This is a genomic window from Streptomyces sp. NBC_01451 (assembly GCF_036227485.1).
In the GTDB taxonomy this organism is placed as follows: domain Bacteria; phylum Actinomycetota; class Actinomycetes; order Streptomycetales; family Streptomycetaceae; genus Streptomyces.
On the sequence record NZ_CP109479.1, the window covers coordinates 2,430,383 to 2,450,058 of the forward strand.

At 70.1% G+C, this 19,676-nt stretch carries 13 protein-coding genes; 4 read left to right on the plus strand and 9 right to left on the minus strand.

Features of this window, described 5'->3' with window-relative positions:
* Window positions 1-57 precede the first annotated feature (57 nt).
* Complete coding sequence (locus tag OG595_RS10220; RefSeq protein WP_329270253.1) at window positions 58-2,934, plus strand: glycoside hydrolase family 3 C-terminal domain-containing protein; 2,877 nt, start codon at window positions 58-60, stop codon at window positions 2,932-2,934.
* 118 nt (window positions 2,935-3,052) lie between these two features.
* On the opposite strand, the gene OG595_RS10225 is transcribed toward OG595_RS10220, so the two are convergent.
* From OG595_RS10225 to OG595_RS45340, 4 genes are all read right to left on the minus strand, one after another.
* The gene (locus OG595_RS10225; protein ID WP_329270255.1) at window positions 3,053-4,507 is read right to left on the minus strand and encodes an aldehyde dehydrogenase family protein; all 1,455 of its coding nucleotides are present in this window, start codon (window positions 4,505-4,507) and stop codon (window positions 3,053-3,055) included.
* Window positions 4,508-4,643: 136 nt separating this feature from the next.
* Entirely contained in the window at window positions 4,644-6,413 is a 1,770-nt protein-coding gene (locus OG595_RS10230; RefSeq protein WP_329270258.1) for a PucR family transcriptional regulator, read from the minus strand.
* 115 nt (window positions 6,414-6,528) lie between these two features.
* Window positions 6,529-8,934: an ATP/GTP-binding protein gene (locus tag OG595_RS10235; protein WP_329270260.1), complete on the minus strand. Its 2,406-nt coding sequence runs from the start codon at window positions 8,932-8,934 to the stop codon at window positions 6,529-6,531.
* 445 nt (window positions 8,935-9,379) lie between these two features.
* Window positions 9,380-9,592 (minus strand): DUF6415 family natural product biosynthesis protein, encoded by a 213-nt coding sequence (locus tag OG595_RS45340; RefSeq protein ID WP_443072994.1) that lies wholly within the window; start codon window positions 9,590-9,592, stop codon window positions 9,380-9,382.
* Here OG595_RS45340 and OG595_RS10240 point away from each other — a divergent pair.
* Window positions 9,537-9,818 carry a hypothetical protein gene (locus OG595_RS10240; RefSeq protein WP_329270261.1) on the plus strand — a complete coding sequence of 94 codons (282 nt, stop codon included), beginning with the start codon at window positions 9,537-9,539 and terminating at the stop codon, window positions 9,816-9,818. The two genes, OG595_RS45340 and OG595_RS10240, sit on opposite strands and share 56 nt — an antisense overlap.
* Before the next feature lie 828 nt (window positions 9,819-10,646).
* Here OG595_RS10240 and OG595_RS10245 read toward each other — a convergent pair.
* The 3 genes from OG595_RS10245 to OG595_RS45345 are packed head-to-tail and all read right to left on the minus strand — an operon-like array spanning window position 10,647 to window position 14,688.
* Complete coding sequence (locus OG595_RS10245) at window positions 10,647-11,237, minus strand: SMI1/KNR4 family protein (RefSeq protein WP_329270263.1); 591 nt, start codon at window positions 11,235-11,237, stop codon at window positions 10,647-10,649.
* Between the two features lie 9 nt (window positions 11,238-11,246).
* Complete coding sequence (locus tag OG595_RS10250; protein WP_443073330.1) at window positions 11,247-12,917, minus strand: RHS repeat-associated core domain-containing protein; 1,671 nt, start codon at window positions 12,915-12,917, stop codon at window positions 11,247-11,249.
* The gene (locus OG595_RS45345; protein ID WP_443072995.1) at window positions 12,847-14,688 is read right to left on the minus strand and encodes a hypothetical protein; all 1,842 of its coding nucleotides are present in this window, start codon (window positions 14,686-14,688) and stop codon (window positions 12,847-12,849) included. The genes OG595_RS10250 and OG595_RS45345 overlap by 71 nt, the downstream gene beginning before the upstream one ends.
* A 348-nt stretch (window positions 14,689-15,036) precedes the next feature.
* On the opposite strand from OG595_RS45345, the gene gabT reads away from it, so the two are divergent.
* Window positions 15,037-16,380: a 4-aminobutyrate--2-oxoglutarate transaminase gene (gabT, locus tag OG595_RS10255; RefSeq protein WP_329270267.1), complete on the plus strand. Its 1,344-nt coding sequence runs from the start codon at window positions 15,037-15,039 to the stop codon at window positions 16,378-16,380.
* 339 nt (window positions 16,381-16,719) lie between these two features.
* On the plus strand, window positions 16,720-17,418 hold the full coding sequence (locus OG595_RS10260; RefSeq protein ID WP_329270270.1) for a phosphatase PAP2 family protein: 699 nt from the start codon (window positions 16,720-16,722) through the stop codon (window positions 17,416-17,418).
* A 159-nt stretch (window positions 17,419-17,577) separates the two neighbouring features.
* Here OG595_RS10260 and OG595_RS10265 read toward each other — a convergent pair whose 3' ends face one another.
* Together OG595_RS10265 and OG595_RS10270 are read right to left on the minus strand one after the other, a co-directional pair.
* Window positions 17,578-18,030 carry a hypothetical protein gene (locus OG595_RS10265; RefSeq protein ID WP_329270273.1) on the minus strand — a complete coding sequence of 151 codons (453 nt, stop codon included), beginning with the start codon at window positions 18,028-18,030 and terminating at the stop codon, window positions 17,578-17,580.
* A gap of 168 nt (window positions 18,031-18,198) precedes the next feature.
* A complete protein-coding gene (locus tag OG595_RS10270; protein ID WP_329270275.1) occupies window positions 18,199-19,632 on the minus strand; it encodes an NAD(P)/FAD-dependent oxidoreductase in 1,434 nt (477 codons plus the stop codon).
* Between the last annotated feature and the right edge of the window lie 44 nt (window positions 19,633-19,676).

A 19,676-nucleotide genomic window follows, 5' to 3' on the forward strand; every position in this document is an offset into this window, starting at 1 on the left:
ATGAGCATCGAAGCGCTTCGAATGTGCCTGGCCGCTCCATCGCAAAGGGAACCCCACGTGACCGCACAAACGCCGCCTTCGCCGCCATTCCGCGATCCGCAGCTGCCGATCGCGAAGCGCATCGACGATCTGCTGTCGCGCCTCACCCTCGACGAACGGGTGGCGTTCCTGCACCAGTTCGCGCCCGCGGTCGAGCGCCTGGGCGTCGCCGCCTTCCGTACCGGACAGGAGGCGCTGCACGGGGTCGCCTGGATGGGCCCGGCGACCGTCTTCCCGCAGTCGGTCGGCCTCGGCGCGACCTGGAACGAGGAACTCGTGCACCGCGTCGGCGAGGCTGTGTCCAAGGAGGTCCGGGCGATGCGCGCCCGCGACGACCGCGTCGGCCTCAATGTCTGGGCGCCCACCGTCAACCTGTTGCGCCACCCCCTGTGGGGCCGCAACGAGGAGGGCTACTCGGAGGACCCGAAGCTCACCTCGGCGATCGCCACCGCCTACACCCGCGGCCTGCGCGGCGACCACCCCGTCTACTGGCGCACGGCCCCGGTCCTCAAGCACTGGCTGGCCCACAACAACGAGACGGACCGGGCGACCGCGTCGAGCTCGGTCCGCCCGCGCGTGCTCCACGAGTACGATCTGCGCGCCTTCCGCGAGACGGTCGAGGCGGGTGCGGTGGCCGGGGTGATGCCCGCGTACAACCTGGTCAACGGCCGTCCCAACCATGTTTCGCCGCACCTGGGCGACCAGCTGCGCACCTGGACGGACGAGGACCTGCTGATCTGCTCGGACGCGGGCGCGCCCTCCAACCTGGTCGACTCCGAGCACTACTACGACACCCACGAGGAGGCGACCGCCGCCTCCCTGCTGGCCGGCGTGGACAGCTTCACCGACCACGGCACGGACAGCTCGAAGATCGTCGCCCGCCTCCGGGGCGCGCTGTCCCAGGGCCTGCTGACCGAGGAGGACATCGACAGGGCGGTCCGCCGCCAGCTCTCGGTCCGCTTCCGGCTCGGCGAGTTCGACCCGCGGGACGACCCGTACGCCGACACCTCGGACTTCGACACCCCGGCCCACCGTGCCCTCGCCCAGGAGGCGGCGGAACAGGCGGTCGTCCTGCTGAAGAACGACGCCGGCACGCTCCCACTGGCCCCCGGCACCCGGGTGGCGGTCGTCGGCCTGCTCGCCGACGAGTGCAAGGTCGACTGGTACAGCGGCACCCTCATCCACCGCTCGACACCCTTGGAGGCGCTGTACGACCGCTTCGGCGCCGAGCACGTCGAGTTCGCGGAGGGCGTGGACCGCGTACGGCTTCGGACGTCCGCGGGTACGTTCCTGCACGTGCCGCCCGCCGAGGACGCGCCGGACGTCGCCCGGGGCGCGGAGGGCGCGCTGGACCCGGCCCTCCTCGCGGGTCGCACCGACCTGCCGGCGCTCACGGCCGACGCCGACGGCACCGAGTTCGCGCTGATCGACTGGGGCGAGGGGGTCCTGACGCTGCGGGCGCCCGACGGCCGCTACCTCTCGGTGGCGGAGGACGGCCGCGTACGGGCGTCGGCGGACCAGCCGGGCGGCTGGATCGTCCAGGAGACGTTCCGCCTGGAGCCCCACGGGTCGCCGGGGTCTCAGGGGTCGCACGTGAACCGTCACCTCCTCAGGCACATCGGTACGGGTCGTCACGTCTCCGTCGCCGCCGACGGCGCGAAGGTTGTCGACGAGAACGAAACCCCTCCGGAGATCTTCGAGCTGATCATCGCCGAACGCGGTGAGGAATCGGTGAAGAGCGTGGCCGCCCGGGCGGACGTGGTCGTCGTGGTCGCGGGCAACGACCCGCACATCAACGGCCGCGAGACCGAGGACCGCACGACCCTGCGCCTCCCCGCCCACCAGCAGCGCCTGCTGGACGCCGCCCGGGCCGCGAACCCCCGGACGGTCCTTGCCCTGACCTCGGCGTACCCGTACGCGGTCGACGTCGCGGACATCCCGGCCGCCCTGTGGACCGCGCACGGCGGACAGGCGGCGGGCACGGCACTGGCCCGCGTCCTGGCGGGCGACGTCTCCCCGGCGGGCCGCCTCCCGCAGACCTGGTACGCGGACGACGCCGACCTCCCCGGCCTGCTGGACTACGACATCATCGGCTCCCGGCAGACGTACCTCTACTTCGAGGGCACCCCCCTGTTCCCCTTCGGCCACGGCCTGTCGTACACGTCGTTCGCGTACGCCGACCTGACGGCCGGGACGGCGGACGACGGGACACTGCGGGTGTCGTTCACGGTGACCAACACCGGGGACGTCACGGCGGACGAGGTGGCGCAGCTGTACACGAGGGCGCCGGACTCGCCGGTGACCCGGCCGCGCAGGGAACTGCTGGCCCACCGCCGGATCACCCTGACTCCGGGGGAGTCCGCGACGGTCTCCTTCGAACTCCCGCTCGGCTGCCTGGAGTTCTGGGACGTGGCGATCGGCGCCCGACGCCTCGCACCGGGCCCGTACGAACTCCTGGCGGGCGCGTCGAGCGAGGACATCCGCGCGCGTACGACGGTCCGGCTGGCCGGCACCCTGTCCCTGCCCCGTCCGGTCCGCCAACGGGGCCTCGCGGCAGCCGACTTCGACGAGCAGAGCGGTGCGGAGATCGTCGACCGTACGAAGGTGTCGGGCGACTCGGTGACACCGGCGGGCGCCGGAGAGGCCGAACTGCTCTACCGGGACTGCGACTTCGGGGCGGGCGTCACGGAGGTCACGGTCGAGGTCGCGGGCGAGGGAGTGGTGGAGGTCGTACTGGACGGCGGCGACAAGGCGACCGTCCTGACCCCGGCCGCGACCGCGGGTCCGTACGACTACACGACGGTCCGGGCCGCCCTCACCACCGACGGCGTACGCGACGTCCGCCTCAGGCTGCGCGGCCCGTTGCGGCTGGCGCACGTCGGCTTCTCCGGCTGAGGGTCCGGAGCGGTCGGCGCATGGAAGGGGTCCGGCACCGGAAGGCATCGGTGCCGGACCCTTTCGTGACGGCGCGTTCGCGTCATCGGCGAGTGTATGTGGAAACGGTTCCCATTATCTAGAGGGCAAGGCCCGTCAGTACGAGAACGCGCTCGTACGTGTAGTCGTCCATCGCGAACCTGACGCCCTCGCGGCCGACACCGGACTGCTTGACGCCGCCGTACGGCATCTGGTCGGCGCGGTAGGAAGGCACGTCACCGATGACGACACCGCCGACCTCCAGGGCCCGGTGCGCCCGGAAGGCGGCCTGCAGGTCGTGGGTGAACACCCCTGCCTGGAGGCCGTACTTGGAGTCGTTCACGGCGGCGAATGCCTCGGCCTCGCCGTCCACCTTCCGCACGGTGAGGACCGGCCCGAAGACCTCCTCGCAGGAGATCGTGGCATCGGCGGGTACGTCGGTCAGGACCGTCGGCGCGTAGGAGGCACCGTCGCGCTTGCCGCCGGCGAGGAGGTTCGCGCCGGCCGCCACGGCCTCGTCGACCCACGCCTCGACCCGCTTGGCGGCGTCCTCGCTGACCAGCGGCCCCACGTCGGTGGCACCATCGGCCGGGTCGCCCGTGACCTGGGCCTCGACGGCGGCGACGATGCGGGGCAGCAGCCGGTCGTACACGGAGGCGTCCGCGATGACCCGCTGCACGGAGATGCAGGACTGGCCGCCCTGGTAGTTGGAGAACGTGGCGATACGGGTCGCCGCCCAGTCGAGGTCGGCGTCGGAGGTGTAGTCGCCGAGGACGACCGCCGCGCCGTTGCCGCCGAGTTCGAGGGTGCAGTGCTTGCGCGGCACGGAGTCCATGATCGCGTAGCCGACCTTCTCCGACCCGGTGAACGAGATCACCGGCAGTCGCGGGTCCTGCACGAGGGCGGGCATGCGGTCGTTGGCGACCGGGAGGACGCTCCAGGAACCGGCGGGCAGGTCGGTCTCGGCGAGGAGTTCGCCGATGACCAGGCCGGAGAGGGGCGTGGCCGGGGCCGGCTTCAGGACGATGGGGACGCCCGCCGCGATCGCCGGGGCGATCTTGTGGGCGCAGAGGTTGAGGGGGAAGTTGAAGGGCGCGATGCCGAGGACGACGCCCTTGGGGAAGCGCCGGGTGAGGGCGAGGCGGCCCTGACCACCGAGGTCGGTGTCGAGGCGCTGTGCCTCGCCGCCGTTGAAGCGCCGGGCCTCCTCGGCGGCGAACCGGAACACGGAGACGGCTCGGCCGACTTCGCCGCGGGCCCACTTGATCGGCTTGCCGTTCTCGGCGGAGATGAGCTGGGCGATCTCCTCCGTGCGCTCGGCGAGACGCCGGCTGACGTGGTCGAGGGCGGCGGCGCGGACATGGGCGGGGGTGGCGGCGAACTCGTCGCGGACGGCGTACGCGGCGGCGACGGCCTCCTCGACCTGGTCCTCGGTCGGCACGCCGACCTTGCCGACGAGGCGTCCGTCCCAGGGGGAGGTGACATCGAAGGTGGTCTCGCCGGTGGCCTGGCGGCCGGCGAGCCAGAAGGCGTGGGTGACGGGCGTGGAGGTCATGGGTCCACGGTAGGGCGGGGAGGGCGGGGGGTTGTTTGTCCGGGGTGGAGTGGTGGGGGCGGAGGGTGGGACGGTTCGGCGTGCTTCAGCCGCTCCGGCGGTTGAGGAGCGGGGATGCGGGGGCAACGCCCCCTCCTCACTCCCCCACTGCCGCCGTCGTCTTCAGCGCCAGCCACAACTCCATCCGCACATCCGGATCATCCAGCGACCGCCCCAGGATCTCCTCGACCCGCCGCATCCGGTACCGCAGCGTATGCCGGTGCACCCCGAGGTCCGCCGCAGCCGCGTCCCACTGCCCGTGCCGGGACAGCCACGCCCGCAACGACGCCACCAGGTCGCCCCGTCCTGTCGCGTCGTGCGCGTACAGCGGACGCAGCAACCCGTCCGCGAACGCCCGCACCGCGTCGTCCGCGAGCAACGGCACCACGGACCCCGCGGCCAGCTGCTCGTGCCCGACCAGTACCCGCCCCCGCCGCCGGGCCACCGACAGGGCCTGCTCGGCCTGCTTGTAGGCGGCAGCCGCGGCGATGGGCCCGGCCGGCCCGGACATCCCCACCACAAGCTCGTCCTCGTCACCGGCGGAACCACCGGCACCGGAGGCACCGGAGAAACCGGAAGAACCAGGGGAACCAGAGGAACCGGAAGAACCTGCTGACGGAACCGAGGCGTCCGCAGCCCGCCCCCTGACCTCCGCCCGCGCCCCCTCCAAGGCCGCGGCGAACTCCTCGCAGGCCCCCACCGCCGCACCCCCGTCCACGGCGAGCACCACCAGCCGTTCCCCCTCGGGCACCACCAGCACCGCCTCCCCGGCCCGCGCGGCGGCCGACTCCAGGCACTCGGTGAGCCCGCCCAGCGGATCGCCGTTGGTGTCGGCTGCGACCAGAGCACCGGCCGTGGGCCTGCTCACCGCCCTCGCCTCCTCCGGCGCCGTCGCCCCCGCCGGAGGGGACGCCGACTCGGCTACGACGATCCGGTACGGCGCGTCGAGCAGTTCGCCGTACAGGCCCCCGGCGACGGCGCGCGCGTGGTCGGGTTCGCCGGCCAGCAGCATGCGCAGGACGGCGGCCCCGATGCGCTGCTCGGCGGCCTGGAGGGAACGGGACCGCTCGGTGGTGAGGGTCAGCAGGGCGATGGCCGAGTGGAGTGCGTACCGTTCCGCCGTACCCAGCGTGGCGGCCGTCCCCACCGCCAGCGCGGCGCGCGGCCGTCGCCCGGTGCCGAGGGAGTGCAGCTCGACCCGGTCCCGCTCCCCGTCGTCGGCCCCGCCGCCCGCGCCCACCACCGCGCTCGCCGGCGCGGGCCGCTCCCGCAGCCGTTCCACGTCGGCCGTGAGCCGTGCCGCCCGCCGCCCGGCCCACTCGGGCGCGGTGGCGACGACGGCGCCCGAGGCGTCGTACAGCGCGGCCCAGCCGTCGACCTGTGAGGCGAGCGCGGCGAGCAGGCCCTCCGGACCGTCGCTGAGCGCCTGCCGGGTCAGTTCGCGCTGCGCCGCGAATCCGGCGGTCACCGCCCGGTACTGGTCGGCGGCGATGGCTGCCGACACCGCCTTGCTGATGGCGAGGAAGGGCGTGCGGCGCGGGACTTCGAGGAGCGGGAGCCCCTCCTGCTCCGCCGCCTCGACGACCGCCTTCGGGATGTCCGCGTAGTTGACCCCTACGGCGAAGCCGAGTCCGACGACTCCCGCCCCGACCAGCCGCTTCACATAGCGCCGCATGGTCTCGGGATCCTCGGCGTCCAGCTTGAGCGCGGTGATCAGGAGCAGTTCCCCGCCCTCCATGTACGGGACGGGGTCGGCCAGTTCGCTGACATGTGCCCAGCGCACGGGTACGTCCAGGCGGTCCGCGCCCGCCCGCACGGTCAGCTTGAGCGCGGAGTGGTGGACGAGCGAGGCGAGCGTCGGGGGCATGAGGCCTTCAGGTCTGTGTGATCTCCGTGAACTTTTGGCCGCCAGGTATGAACAGCCTGTGCCGATTCTGCCTCACCGTACGTACCGCGTGCTCCGCACCCGCGAGTCCCTCTCCTCAGCCCCGCAGGTTCACCAGTAGCGGAGGCGCGTGCTCACCCTCGACCGTCGTGAGGGACAGGACCGCGTGCCCGGGCGGCACCTCGTGCGCGAGTTCGGACGCCGACCAGCGCTCCCTTTCGACCGTACGTACGGTCACGGCATCGGTCGTGACGGCCTTGCCGGTGACCAGCTTGCGCAGGGCGTGGATGGCGCGGGTCATCGGCTGGTCGGCGAAGACGGTGTGCTTGGCCACGTCCCGGGTCTCCACCCAGGCGGTGCCCCAGGCCTGGGCGAACCGGCCACCGTCCCAGGTCGTCACACCGGAGAACGCCATACGGCAGCCGACGGCACCGAAGAGCGGCCCGTGCAGCGCCTCCGGGACGTCGCCGATGGTCCGCAGGGAGAGGACGACGCCCGCGTTCTGGGTGCGCAGCCGCTGGATACGGCGTACCGAACCGGCGGTGACCGTCCCGGTGGCGTCGTCGAGGACGAGGCAGGCGAAGTGGGGGCGCCGTCCGTCGCGTACGACGGCGGTGAACTGGGCGAGGACGAGCCGGGTGATCAGCCGGGCGGCCTCCTCGTGGCCGTGCTCGGGCAGGTCGACGCGGACACGCAGCGGGTACCGGGCGAGGGAGCGCAGGGAGAAGGGCCTGGCCGGGCCGTCTCCGCCGAGGAAGCCGTCGAAGACCGGCCGGTTCAGCAGCGCGAGCCGGTCGGCGAGGGCCCGGCCGACGTCCGCCGGGCTCGCCGCCTGCCGGATGCGTACGTCGAGTTCGCGCCGCATGACGGTGAACTCGTCCCCCGCCAGGGCGTCCCGCAGGCCGGACAGCGCGGCCGGGTCGCTCTCCAGCAGCTCCCGCAGCACCGGCAGGGCCGGGAAACCGCCGTACGCCGCCCGGTACGGTCCGAGCACCTGGGCGAGCGCGGTGGCGGCGCTCTCGGTGGCGACGGTGTCGAGGTCGCCGACCAGCGCCTCGGCGAGGAAGGAGGCCGCCTCGTCGGGGTCGTCGGAGTCGGCGTACGGGTCGAGGTCGTGGACGGAGGAACGGTCCCCGATCCGTACGACCACGTCGAAAGCCGAGTCCGCGACGAACGGCGCCCCCGGAGCCGAGACCGCGACGAACGCGCACTGCCCGGTGAGCGCCCGCAGTGCCAGCGCCTCGGTCACCGGTTCGATCAGATGTCGTGTCTTGCCCGCCCCCGACGGCCCGACCGCGAGCAGGGAGGTGCCCAGTACGTCGGGCCCGAGAGCGGCGCCGGCGCCCTGATAGACGAGGGGGGCCCGCTCGGCCGCCACCCACCGCCCGATGCGCACCTGCCCCGCGGCCAGGTCGTGGGGCGCGGTGCGCCGGGCCAGGTCCCGGGCCCCGGAGGGGTGGGCCCAGGCCGCCGCGCCCTGCCGCAGCACGGTGTCCCGGAAGCCCGGGAGCGCCCCGTCGCGCCTCGCGACCGCCCACGCGTGCTCGACCCGGGCGCAGTCCACGTCGTTCATACGCCCACCGGCCACCTCGGCGGTGAGCAGCTCGGCGGCCTCGTACTGACCGGCCTCCCGCAGGTCGGGCCACTGCTCGCGCGGCCGGTCGGCGGGCGCGGGACCGGTGGGCCCGGCCGCGGCCTTGCGCGCGGCGAGCCGCTCCTTCGCGTACGCCCACCAACCGCCGATCCGCGCGAACGGCCACACGACGAGCAGGGTGATGACGGTGTAGAGGCCGACCTTGAAGACGGTCGAGGCGAACACGTCGAAACCGCCGGAGACCAGCGCGACGAGGGCGACGACCGCGTCGACGATCGGCAGGGCGTCCCAGCCGACGCCCGGAAAGGCGTTCGGGAACACGAAACTGAGCGTGACGAGAGCCCCGAGCGCCGCGAGCAGAGCCCGCGCGGGCTGCGGCCGACGCCCGACGAAATGCCGGGCGATGTCGGGCCAGCTGCCGAGCCGCCCCATCCCATAGAGCAGCACCAGAAAGAAAACACCGTTGTAGACGAGGACGGCCGCGCTGCCCTCCCACCCCTTGGGCGCGACGGTCCCGCCCCACCACCAGTCCTCCGGCGTGAACAGCTTCAGCAGCACCGACTCGTACGGCATGGCGCCCCGCCGCCAGAGGGACCACAGGAACAACCCGACAACGAGGGGCACCAGCAACCCGACGACGGTGACCGGGGAGAGCCGTTCCGCCGCCTGCGCCCCCTTGGGCAACCGGTACCCGTACCGCCAGATCCCGGGCCTCGCCTCGGGCCGAGGCTCGTTCAGCCACTCGGCGACGGACGCACGCGCGGGCACACCCTGCGGCGCCCCCTGCCCGACGGCCCGCGGAGCCCGCCCCGGCCGGGGCGGCACGGAGGGCACGCCCGGCGGCCCCGCCGGACGCGGCACAGGATTCGCATGCGTACCCCGCGCGTCCTGCGTCCCGTCGCTGTCCATCGCCCTGCCCCCTGACCAGCCGTTCCGACCACCATCGGTCGCCAACGGCCAATCTAACGCTCCGACAAGGGGAGTTCACCGCTTGACCGGTCCCGGAGTCCTAGATCCGTGCGGATGGTGGTGCACGGAGCGGCCGAGGAACCCAACCGGTGTCGGTCACGAGGCACCCTCGGTACGCCCATGGCAGGAACAACCGCACCGGGATCGGAGCAGCAGTCCATTGCTGTGCGGCAGCGGTACGTCCTCGGTCTGGCGGCACCGGAGATGCATGTCCGTACAGCCGGGCAGTTTCGCGACCGGGCACTCAGCGGACAACGTCGGATCGTCCGTGGCTCTGGCAGCACTCACCGGCGGTCCACTGTGCTCGCGGCACCGAGGTTCTCGTAGCGGGCGCACAAGGCGTTGACGGAGCGGGCAAGACGCCTCGCGTGTGCGATGCCGTGGTTCAACCGGCACCCACTTCGATGTCGGGCTTCACACGCGTCTCGCCCACGCACGCAAGCGCACAGTATCGAGGGATGTCGTCCTTGGGCTGCCGCCCCGCAGCCATCCCGACCTCGGGGATGAGCAGCCGCATGTGCCCACGCAGCGTGCTGAGGTACGTGTCCAGCTCGCCGGGCCCGAGCGGTTCGGCATCCTCGGCGAGCAGCCGACGCACTGTGGTCGGCTACCGACTGCCGGCGGACGCACGCTGGTGGAAGAACCTGCTGGAGCCTCGGCCGGAGGCTTTCACCCGCGAGGGCGGAGAGCGGACGTACGTCATCATCGAGCTCGACGTACGCAATCCCTGGCGCCGCCGCAGAATCGCCGCCGCCGTCCACGCGCACCTGCTTGAGGGCTTGCCGGTGGAACGGATCACGCTGACCATGCGTCCCGGACCGTAGGCCGCCGCAGCACAGTCCGCATACGCATACGCATCATGGGCTGCCGGAAGGTCGGGCGATCACAACCGTGGAACGAGGCGCCGGCGTACGACGCGATGGTGTTTGATCTGCGCTGAGTCCCAGAAATTCTGAATGGCCCTTCATCGGTTATCGAAATCATCGCTCACATCCCACGGGACCCGGATGGAAGGCACCTCCACCCGGACCCGTCACCTCATCTCCGATGAGCCACCGGTACAACCACTCTGCGAACCCCATCGAATACTCGAAGAACTCGCCCTCACCGTTCTCGATGAAGAGCGACCCCCTGCCCAGCGCTCCCCGTGACGCGTAAAAGACGATGGTTGATCTGGACTGGCGCACAGCCGTCGACGATCTCCTTACGGTCCGCCGGGATATCGATACCGAGATCTTTTTCGACATCCCGCCACGCTGCAGGATTCTGATACCGAATCAGCGGGTCGCCGAGCATGTCCAGAACTCTCCGCAGGTGATTCACTCTCACATTTTCACCTCACAATACGCCGACCCTACCCCACCCAGAAAGGATGCTTTGAATAGGCGTTCTCACATCAATGAACTATCCGGCGTCGACGGGAAGCTCCGTTTCCAGCCACTCCTCAACAGCACTCCACGCCTCCGGGCCGGCCGGGCCGAGCCGTCTCCCTTTACCCAGAATTGGCTCAGATACACCCGATATACAGATCCCCCCTCGACAAGCCGACTGAACAAATGATTCACGACAACTCGCACGTACAGCACCACCAATTACCGCACCACTCATGGACTCCCATACAACAACCGCAGAGATTTATCCATGAAAGAAAATCACATCCCCCGCTGCGGGCCGCGCCAAGAAATTGAGCGATCCTCGACGGTCAACGGCATGCTCTCCAGCAAAAGCGGTCCCGGATAGAAGGCCGCACTGTCCGGGCCGAACATATCCCCACCGGACAGGTACCCGTAAAGCCATTCCGAGAAGCCCATCCGATACTCATAGAAGTCTTGCTCATCTCCGTCACAAGCGAGGATTCTCCACTTTGAATCGCCCCTTCGAATTGCGCCAAAAACGTACTCACCACGGTCGGTACTCGCCAAGGGAATCAAGCCGTCGGGGCCACCAAAGATCGGTCCATTTTCGAATCCCGGACATTCAGCACCAGAGAGATCACTACGCTCGAATGCGGCGATCGTCGACGAGATCCATCTACCCAGATTCCAACGCTCCGTTGCCGGATGGGAAAGATAGAGATGACCATTGACTTGAATGGGCCCATACCCATCGACAAGCAGCCTGTAGTCGACCGGAAACTGCACACCGAGTTCAGATTCCAACGCACGCCAAGCGGAGTCAGCGGCATGGAGGTTCTCGGGAGATCCCATCATGGCGATCACCAGGTCCACATAATTTCGCGACATCACTCTCTCCTAGGGCACGTTGGGACAGTTACTGGAGCCGGCGGTACGCCCACCCGAGCCCTGATTGTGGACGACACAGTGTTTCGCTACGCCCGTACTGAGGTCAGTGTAGTTGTACTCAATGAGGCCCGGTATACCCGAATTCACGTTCCCGTAGCGCGGAGTGATCGACAGAGAGACCGTGTGCCCAGCTTCCAGGGAGGCTCGAATATCCGCCTCGACTCCATCCCTGATATAAGGACTGTTCACATCATGGTATTGGGGCACGCGATTTCTCAAGTCCTTGCCGTCGCCACCTCCCAACTTGGGCTGCAGGTGACCATTGTTCGGCATATATCCCTGACTGCGAATCTCCTCGTACCCGGGTGGCTTCTTGCTGCTTCCCGTACTCGTGCCCGGCCCGGGGTGTGCCTTGGTCGTCAGATCCGACTTGTCAATGAATCCGTATATGCCGATCGCCCGGCACTCCTCCTGCTTGGAGAAGTTGTCGTAGTAGCGCTCCCGGGGAAGGTACGTGACATGGCCAGTTGCACTGGTTCCCGGCCCGTCATCGCACTTGTTGTCGCTACGTGACCGCCCCCGGCTCCCGCCTCCTGGAAGATGGGAGGGTTCCGCAAAGGGAAAGATTTCTAGGCCATCGACCACATTCGGCGTGAAGATCGCAACAGCCAACATGTCGAGGATGGCCTGCGACGTGTAAGTCTCACTCACCCCCTGCCCCGCACCCCACACCGCCGACGTCCAGTCCACCTGGCCCGGCGGAAGGGTGGGAGCCGGTATCGGGTTCGGGCCGTTGTTGGGGTTCTGGTCGATGGGCGGCTTGGGTGGCGTGACGACGCAGTTCGGCGCGCATCCGGTGCCTCCGCCACCGCCTCCACCACCACCGCCTCCAGCACCGGCGGAGCTCGTGGGCACCTTGCTGCCACCACCACAGCTGCCGGTGCAGACCAGACTCGAACTACCGGCAGGCTGAGACGCCGGGCTTCCGCCCCCGCCTGCGCCCGTGCCCGACGGATAGACAGTCCCGAAGTGACCGGTAGTGGTGCTTTCCGACGAGAACAAGGAGATCAGGCTCAACGCACGGCCCAACAGGTTGTTCCTCATGAACATGCCCCCGGCCCACCGGCTCAGGCTCCTGAGCTGGCTCCAGCCTCCGGAGCTGTACAGGCTGCCGGAACCGCTGGAGTAGGGCACACGTGTCCTCCCCGGAGCGATGACGTCGTGCCCGAGGGGGTCGATGTGGATCAGCGGGCTGGCACTGCCGTAGACGTGACGGTTTGCCTGTACCGACGACGTCGGGTCCAACAGCCACGTGTCCCGAGACGCGAACGCCCCCGTCCCCGGCTGATACCACCGTGCCGCCATATTGACGTCCCCGTTGGTCGGGTCCGTCCAGCCGGACTGGTAGCCGATCTCCGGAGTCGTGCCATTGGTCGCGGTCTCCGTGCCGAACGGGTCGTAGGACGTGGAGCCGATGACCCCCGTGGCGTCCGTGTTCAGGCCCGCGACCAGGTCGGTGTGGCGGTCGGTGAGCGCCAGTTGGCCGCTGGCCCCGACCTCGTAGGACAGGAGGCTGCCCTCCGGAGTGCGGTTGTACGTGGTCGTGCCGTCACTCGCGAGATTGTTGGAGCCTCCGTCGTAGGTGAGCGTCGTCGAGCCTCGGGTCTGGACGCGGTCCATGGAGTCGTAGCGGTAAGCCGTCGCACCGTCCGTCACCTTGCGCTCGAAGGCGTCGAAGGTCAGATTGCGGAGCGCGCCCGTGCCGGCGTCGACCGACGACAGCGTCCCCCGTGCCGTGTACGTGAACGTCTGCGCCCCCGCCGTCAGTTGGCGGTTGCGGGCGTCGAACGTCGACGTCGTCGAGCCGGCCCTGGTGCGGTTGCCGGCGGCGTCCCACTCGTACGACGTCGTGGTGCCGTCCTTCGTCCAGGAGGTCAGGCGGCCCGCCTGGTCGTAGCCGTAGGACTGCTGGCCCGCGCCCGCCGTGCCCGTCGTCTGCTTGGACGTCAGGTTGTCGTCGCGGTCGTAGCCGTAGGCCGTGGAGGCGACCGTCGTCGTACCGTCGGGGGTCGTCACGGCATCCCCGCTCAGGCGGCCGAGGGTGTCGTACGTGTACGTGCGCTTGGCGGTGACCGTGTACGACGCGCCGGCGTCGGCCTTCGACGCGTACTGCTCCAGCCTCGGGCGGCCCGCGGCGTCGAAGTCGTACCAGATGTCCTTGCCGGTGACGGAGTCCCAGGTCCAGTCGACATAGCCCGCGCTGTCGTAGCCGTAGGCGGTGGAGGAAGGACGCCGCCTTGTGCGAGCCCGCGTCGTACGTACCGGTCTTGAGCACGGTGTCCGTGGAGAAGTTCGTGTTGTACGGGGCCTGCACATAGGTGCCCGAGGTCGCGCTCACGCCCGCGACGGAGGGGTCGACCCGGACCGGGAAGACCCGGGTGGGGTCGTGCAGCCACTGCTGGTCGAGGGACACCCGCAGGACCTGACGGCCCGACTCCGCCGCCAGGCTGTAGGTGACTCCGGTGGAGATCGCGCCTTCGTTGGCGTTCTCGGCGAGGCGGGAGTCCTCCATCCAGCCCTGCGGGATCCGGGCCCGTTCCGCGCCCTCGGCGTCCTCGAAGACCACCGCGCCGGAGTCCTCCAGCCGGGCGGCCAGGCCTGCGGTCGCCAGCGGGAAACTCCACTCGGTGGGAGCCTCGGGCCCCTTGAGGATCAGAGTCTCCTTGACCGACGCGTTCCCGGCGAGGAACTCGATGTCGGACGAGGTCCGCACGTCCGGGTAGGTGATCGTGCTGCCGTCGACCTGGCCGGCGCTGTGCGCGGCGCCCGACACGGCGAATCCGACCGATCCGTGTTCCCCCAGGTCCAGTCGGGCCACGGGGTCGGCATCCGCGTGACCCGCGAACCCGATGGTCACCTCGGTCGAGCTGGTCTCCCAGAGCGGTGCGGCGACGCTCATGGTGCGGGTGCCGTCGGGCTGGGTCAGGGAGGTGTCGATCGACTGCCAGCTCCCCTTCTCGTCACGGAAGTTGACCGGCTCGTCGTAGTACTGGGTGGTGTAGGTGCCGTCGGTGTTCCGGTAGGTGCGCCCCTGGGACGTGCGCTCGCCGGTCACTTCACGGCTCGTCCTCGGATCGAAGCCCTTGACCTTGGGAACCTCGGGAGCGCCCACCGGATCGGCGCTCTCGGCCTCGACCGAGGGCGCGCCCGCTATCAGGGGCTGCACGGGGAATCCGGTGTCGAGGGCCAGTTCACCCTTGCCGCTCACATGCTCCGAACGGCCCCCGCCCGCGGTGGCATCCGTCGCGTCGGCGGCTGCTTCGTGCGACCGCTCCGCGGCCGTACCCCACCGCTGCTCGGGCCGCTGGCCGCCGGCCGACTCCCGCTGGGCCCACGGCACGGCGACGGCCGCGCCTTCCGCCACTCCCATGCCCGCCATGACCGCAGCCATGACAAGAGCCCCCGCACGCAATCCCCGCCCCACCACTGCACCCCCGCCAACAGACGCCACACACAGGCGGGACAGGCTGACGAACTTTTGGGAACTTATGGGCGACGCACACATGAACTATTAATGAACTCCAGGCCAAGCAGAGGTCATTTCTTCGCGAGTCACCACGAGATCACCGCCCACCCTCCGGGCAGAAGCAGGAATCGCCCACCCCGCCCCTGTCCACCGAGGACAACGACACACCCCCACCACTCCCAAACGGTGCATGCCTCCCCCCTTCCCTCAGGCCTAGCCTGCGGAGAAAGGTGCAGACAAAGACCCGCCTCCGCCACGCCCCCAGGAGCCCTCATGACCGCCCTTCCGCCCCTCCCCCAGGAGCGCCGCGTAGTCACCGCGATCCCCGGCCCCAAGTCGCAGGAGCTCCAGGCCCGACGGCTCGCCGCCGTCGCGGCCGGTGTCGGCTCGGTGCTGCCCGTGTTCACGGCGCGGGCGAGCGGCGGGATCATCGAGGACGTCGACGGGAACCGGCTGATCGACTTCGGGTCGGGCATCGCCGTGACGTCGGTCGGCGCCAGCGCCGAGGCGGTCGTGCGCCGGGCCTCCGCCCAGCTCGCCGACTTCACGCACACCTGTTTCATGGTCACGCCGTACGAGGGGTACGTCGAGGTCGCCGAGGCGCTCGCCGAGCTGACCCCGGGCGACCACGCCAAGAAGAGCGCCCTCTTCAACAGCGGCGCCGAGGCCGTCGAGAACGCCGTGAAGATCGCGCGGGCGTACACCAAGCGGCAGGCCGTCGTCGTGTTCGACCACGGCTACCACGGGCGTACGAACCTCACCATGGCCCTGACATCGAAGAACATGCCGTACAAGCACGGCTTCGGGCCGTTCGCGCCCGAGGTGTACCGCGTGCCCGTCGCCTACGGCTACCGCTGGCCCACCGGCCACGAGAACGCCGGGCCCGAGGCCGCCGCGCAGGCCGTCGACCAGATCAGCAAGCAGGTCGGGGCCGACAACGTCGCAGCGATCATCATCGAGCCGGTGCTCGGCGAGGGCGGCTTCATCGAGCCCGCGAAGGGGTTCCTGCCGGCGATCCGGAAGTTCGCCGCCGACAACGGCATCGTCTTCGTCGCCGACGAGATCCAGTCGGGGTTCTGCCGGACCGGGCAGTGGTTCGCGTGCGAGGACGAGGGCATCGTGCCCGACCTGATCACCACCGCGAAGGGCATCGCGGGCGGGCTGCCGCTCGCCGCCGTCACCGGGCGCGCCGAGATCATGGACGCCGCGCACGCGGGTGGCCTGGGCGGCACCTATGGCGGAAACCCGGTCGCCTGTGCGGGCGCGCTCGGCTCGATCGAGACGATGAAGGAGCTCGACCTCAACGCGCGGGCCAAGCGCATCGAGGCCGTCATGAAGGCACGGCTGACCGCCATGGCCGAGAAGTACGAGGTCATCGGTGACATTCGCGGCCGGGGCGCCATGATCGCCATCGAGCTGGTCAAGGACCGCACCACCAAGGAGCCCCACCCGGAGGCGACCGCCGCTCTGGCCAAGGCCTGTCATCAGGAGGGTCTGGTGGTCCTCACCTGTGGCACTTACGGCAACGTCCTCCGCTTCCTGCCCCCGCTGGTGATCGGCGAGGACCTCCTGGGCGAGGGCCTCGACATCATCGAGCAGGCCTTCACCAGCGTCTGACGCGTCCTCGGCGCCCGCCGCCCCTTCGTCCGGTTCGTACGTACCGGCCGTCCGGCCCGGATTCCGCTTGTTTTCCGGGCCCGCGCGGGCACCGTCAGAGCGTGTGAAGAAGGTGTGCGAGGAGGATGGCGGGATGTCATTCTGTCTGTCCGAGACCCATCCCCTGACGTAGGTTCTATCCAGATGAGAGATACACCCCGCTCGCAGGAAACTGTGGGTGGTGCCTGGTCGGGGCCTCCCCAGCTTCGATCCGGTCGTGCCCTCGCGCACACCACCGGAGCCTCCGGCTCCGGGTCTCCTCACCGGTCGGACAGTCGCCCGCCCCAAACCCCCCGGGGCGTGCGACGACCCGATCTGATCGGCCACCCTGGAGCTCCCCCCCCTGTTCCAGGGTGGCCGACCTCTCGGAGTCTTCTCTCCGGACTGGCCCTCGCGGTCCTTCTCCTCGCGCTGATCACCTGGCAGGTCGCCGTCCACGGCCCCCTCGCCCGTGCGGACGAACACCTCAGCGACTCTCTCGTCCACCCGTCCCGCGGCTGGGCCCTCCTCGCCGACCTCGGCAGCATCGTCGTCGCCGTTCCCGTCCTCGCCGTCGTCCTGGTGTACGTCGGTCTGCGCGCACGCCGGGCGGGTACGGAGCGCTGGTGGCGCGAACCGGTCGGCGCGGGCCTGCTGATGGCGGCCGTACCAGCGATCGTCGTACCGATGAAGGAGCTGGTCGCCCGTCCCGGGCCGCCGGTGATGGGCCCCGGCACCGGGTTCTACCCCTCCGGTCACACCGCGACGGCGGTCGTGGCCTACGGCTCCGCCACACTGCTCCTGCTGCCATGGCTGCACCGTGCGTACGTCCGTCGGCTCGTCCTGGCCGGCTGCCTCGCCCTCAACGCAGCCGTCGCCGTCGGGCTGGTGATCCGGGGTTTCCACTGGCCGCTGGACGTGGTGGCGAGCTGGTGCCTGTGCGGGGCACTGCTGATCCTGCTGTGTCTGTTCGCCCGCAGGCCTTCGCCTTCTCCCCCTCGCTCGTCCTCTTCCTCGTAGTCTCCCTCTCCCTCTCCCTGATAACGGTCCTGTCGGCTGCAGCCGTTCTCTCCGGGGACATGCTTACGCACCCGCATGCCCACGGTTCGCGTCGACCGCACGGACGGCCGACGAGAGCGTGGTCACGCGGGGATCAGACAACCGCGAGAGTCCCGGGCATCACCTGTCTTCGTCGGTAGCCAGATCCGCCGCCGCCTCGTGTATGGCCAGTTCGAGGAGTGCCGGATCGGTGAGGGTGCCGGAGCCGTCCGGCGGGATCAGCCAGCGGACGCCGCCGGTGGCACGGCCCGGGTACGGGACGACGATCCAGGTGCCGCGTCCCGCCGTACGCACCCCCGTGCCCAGCCAGCGGGCCGCGGTGCCCGGTGGCACGAAGAACCCCATCCGGGAGTCGCCGAAGTCGACGAGCACCGGGCCGGGTTGGTCGATGACACGGGAGAGGACGTCGAGGGTGGGGTAGCCGAGTTCACCCGGCAGGATCAGTACGTCCCAGGCCTTGCCGGCGGGAAGCAGCGCGATCCCCAGGGGATTGCGCTCCCATTCCCAACGGCAGGCCTCGGGATCCGGAGCAACGGACGCCAGCCACTCGACCGCCGTTTTCGCCCCTGCCATGAGGGACCTCCCTTTCTCTGTGAACGCTGGTCGCGTCACGAGGGAGAGGGAGGTTTCCCGGGAGCATTACGCGGGTTCCGCCATACCGTGGGAGTGAATCAGATCACAGCCTATGAGCTGGGCGTACGCCTGTGGATCAACGCGCTCCGCACGCGCCCCAGGGCGGCCTCAGCTGTCGAACCCCAGCCCGAGTCGGTCCATCGTCCTCAGCCACAGGTTGCGCCGGCCGCCGTGTGCGTCCGCCCGTGCCAGTGACCACTTGGTGAGGGCGATGCCCGTCCAGGCGAACGGCTCGGGCGGGAACGGCAACGGCTTCCTGCGGACCATCGCCAGCGATGTCCGCTCCGTGCGCTCCCCCGCCAGCAGGTCGAGCATCACGTCCGCGCCGAAGCGGGTCGCGCCGACGCCGAGGCCGGTGAATCCCGCCGCGTACGCCACCCGGCCCGCGTGCGCGGTGCCGAAGAACGCCGAGAAGCGTGAGCAGGTGTCGATCGCGCCGCCCCACGCGTGGGTGAAGCGGACGCCCTCCAGTTGCGGGAAGCAGGTGAAGAAGTGGTCGGCCAGCTTGGCGTAGGTCTCCGGGCGGTCGTCGTACTCGGCGCGCACCCGGCCGCCGTAGGGATAGATCGCGTCGTAGCCGCCCCACAGGATGCGGTTGTCGGCGCTCAGCCGGAAGTAGTGGAACTGGTTGGCGCTGTCCCCGAGGCCCTGGCGGTTCCGCCAGCCGATGTCGGCGAGCTGCGCCTCGCTCAGGGGTTCGGTCATCAGCGCGTAGTCGTAGACCGGGACCGTGTACGCCCGCACGCGCTTGACCAGGCTCGGGAAGATGTTCGTGCCGAGGGCGATCCGGCGGGCCCGGATCGACCCATACGGCGTGCGTACGGCCATGCCGGCGCCGTACGGCCGCAGGGTGAGGGCCGGGGTGTGCTCGTACACGCGGACGCCGAGGCGCAGGCAGGCCCGCTTCAGCCCCCAGGCCAGTTTCGCCGGGTTGAGCATCGCGACGCCGGTGCGGTCGTGCAGGCCGGCCAGGAAGGTGGGGGACGCGACCTGTTCCCGTACCGCCTCCGTGTCCAGGAACTCGGTGCCGGTCGCGAGGCCCTTGCGGTCCAGTTCCTCGTACCAGGCGCGGAGTTCGGCGGCCTGGTGCGGTTCGGTGGCGACGTCGATCTCGCCGGTGCGTTCGAAGTCGCAGTCGAGGGAGTGCCGGGCGACCGACTTCTCGATCTCGTCGAGGTTGCGCGCGCCGAGTTCCTGGAGCCGGTGGATCTCGTCCGGCCAGCGGGCGAGGCCGTTCGCCAGGCCGTGGGTGAGGGAGGCGGCGCAGAAGCCGCCGTTGCGGCCCGAGGCGGCCCAGCCCACCTCGCGGCCCTCGACGAGCACGACGTCCCGCTGCGGGTCGCGCTCCTTGGCGATCAGCGCGGTCCACAGCCCGCTGTACCCACCGCCCACCACCAGCAGATCGCAGCTCTCGCCGCCGGTGAGGGCGGGCTCGGGGTGCGGCCTGCCGGGGTCGTCCAGCCAGTACGCGACCGGCTGGGCGTCGGAAAGAGACTTGGTCCAGCGATTTACGTTTCCATGGGTCATGGCGCTTGGGGCCATGATTCCAACTCCCTACGAATGACTGTGGACGCGAATTGCCGGGA

What these genes read in the sequence shown, in the direction of transcription:
- OG595_RS10225 (WP_329270255.1), bottom strand. Translation starts at nt 4,507, where the DNA reads ATGACCTCCACGCCCGTCACCCACGCCTTCTGGCTCGCCGGCCGCCAG.
- OG595_RS10230 (WP_329270258.1), bottom strand. Translation starts at nt 6,413, where the DNA reads ATGCCCCCGACGCTCGCCTCGCTCGTCCACCACTCCGCGCTCAAGCTG.
- OG595_RS10235 (WP_329270260.1), bottom strand. Translation starts at nt 8,934, where the DNA reads ATGGACAGCGACGGGACGCAGGACGCGCGGGGTACGCATGCGAATCCT.
- OG595_RS10245 (WP_329270263.1), bottom strand. Translation starts at nt 11,237, where the DNA reads ATGTCGCGAAATTATGTGGACCTGGTGATCGCCATGATGGGATCTCCC.
- OG595_RS10250 (WP_443073330.1), bottom strand. Translation starts at nt 12,917, where the DNA reads ATGGACCGCGTCCAGACCCGAGGCTCGACGACGCTCACCTACGACGGA.
- OG595_RS45345 (WP_443072995.1), bottom strand. Translation starts at nt 14,688, where the DNA reads ATGGCTGCGGTCATGGCGGGCATGGGAGTGGCGGAAGGCGCGGCCGTC.
- gabT (WP_329270267.1), top strand. Translation starts at nt 15,037, where the DNA reads ATGACCGCCCTTCCGCCCCTCCCCCAGGAGCGCCGCGTAGTCACCGCG.
- OG595_RS10265 (WP_329270273.1), bottom strand. Translation starts at nt 18,030, where the DNA reads ATGGCAGGGGCGAAAACGGCGGTCGAGTGGCTGGCGTCCGTTGCTCCG.
- OG595_RS10270 (WP_329270275.1), bottom strand. Translation starts at nt 19,632, where the DNA reads ATGGCCCCAAGCGCCATGACCCATGGAAACGTAAATCGCTGGACCAAG.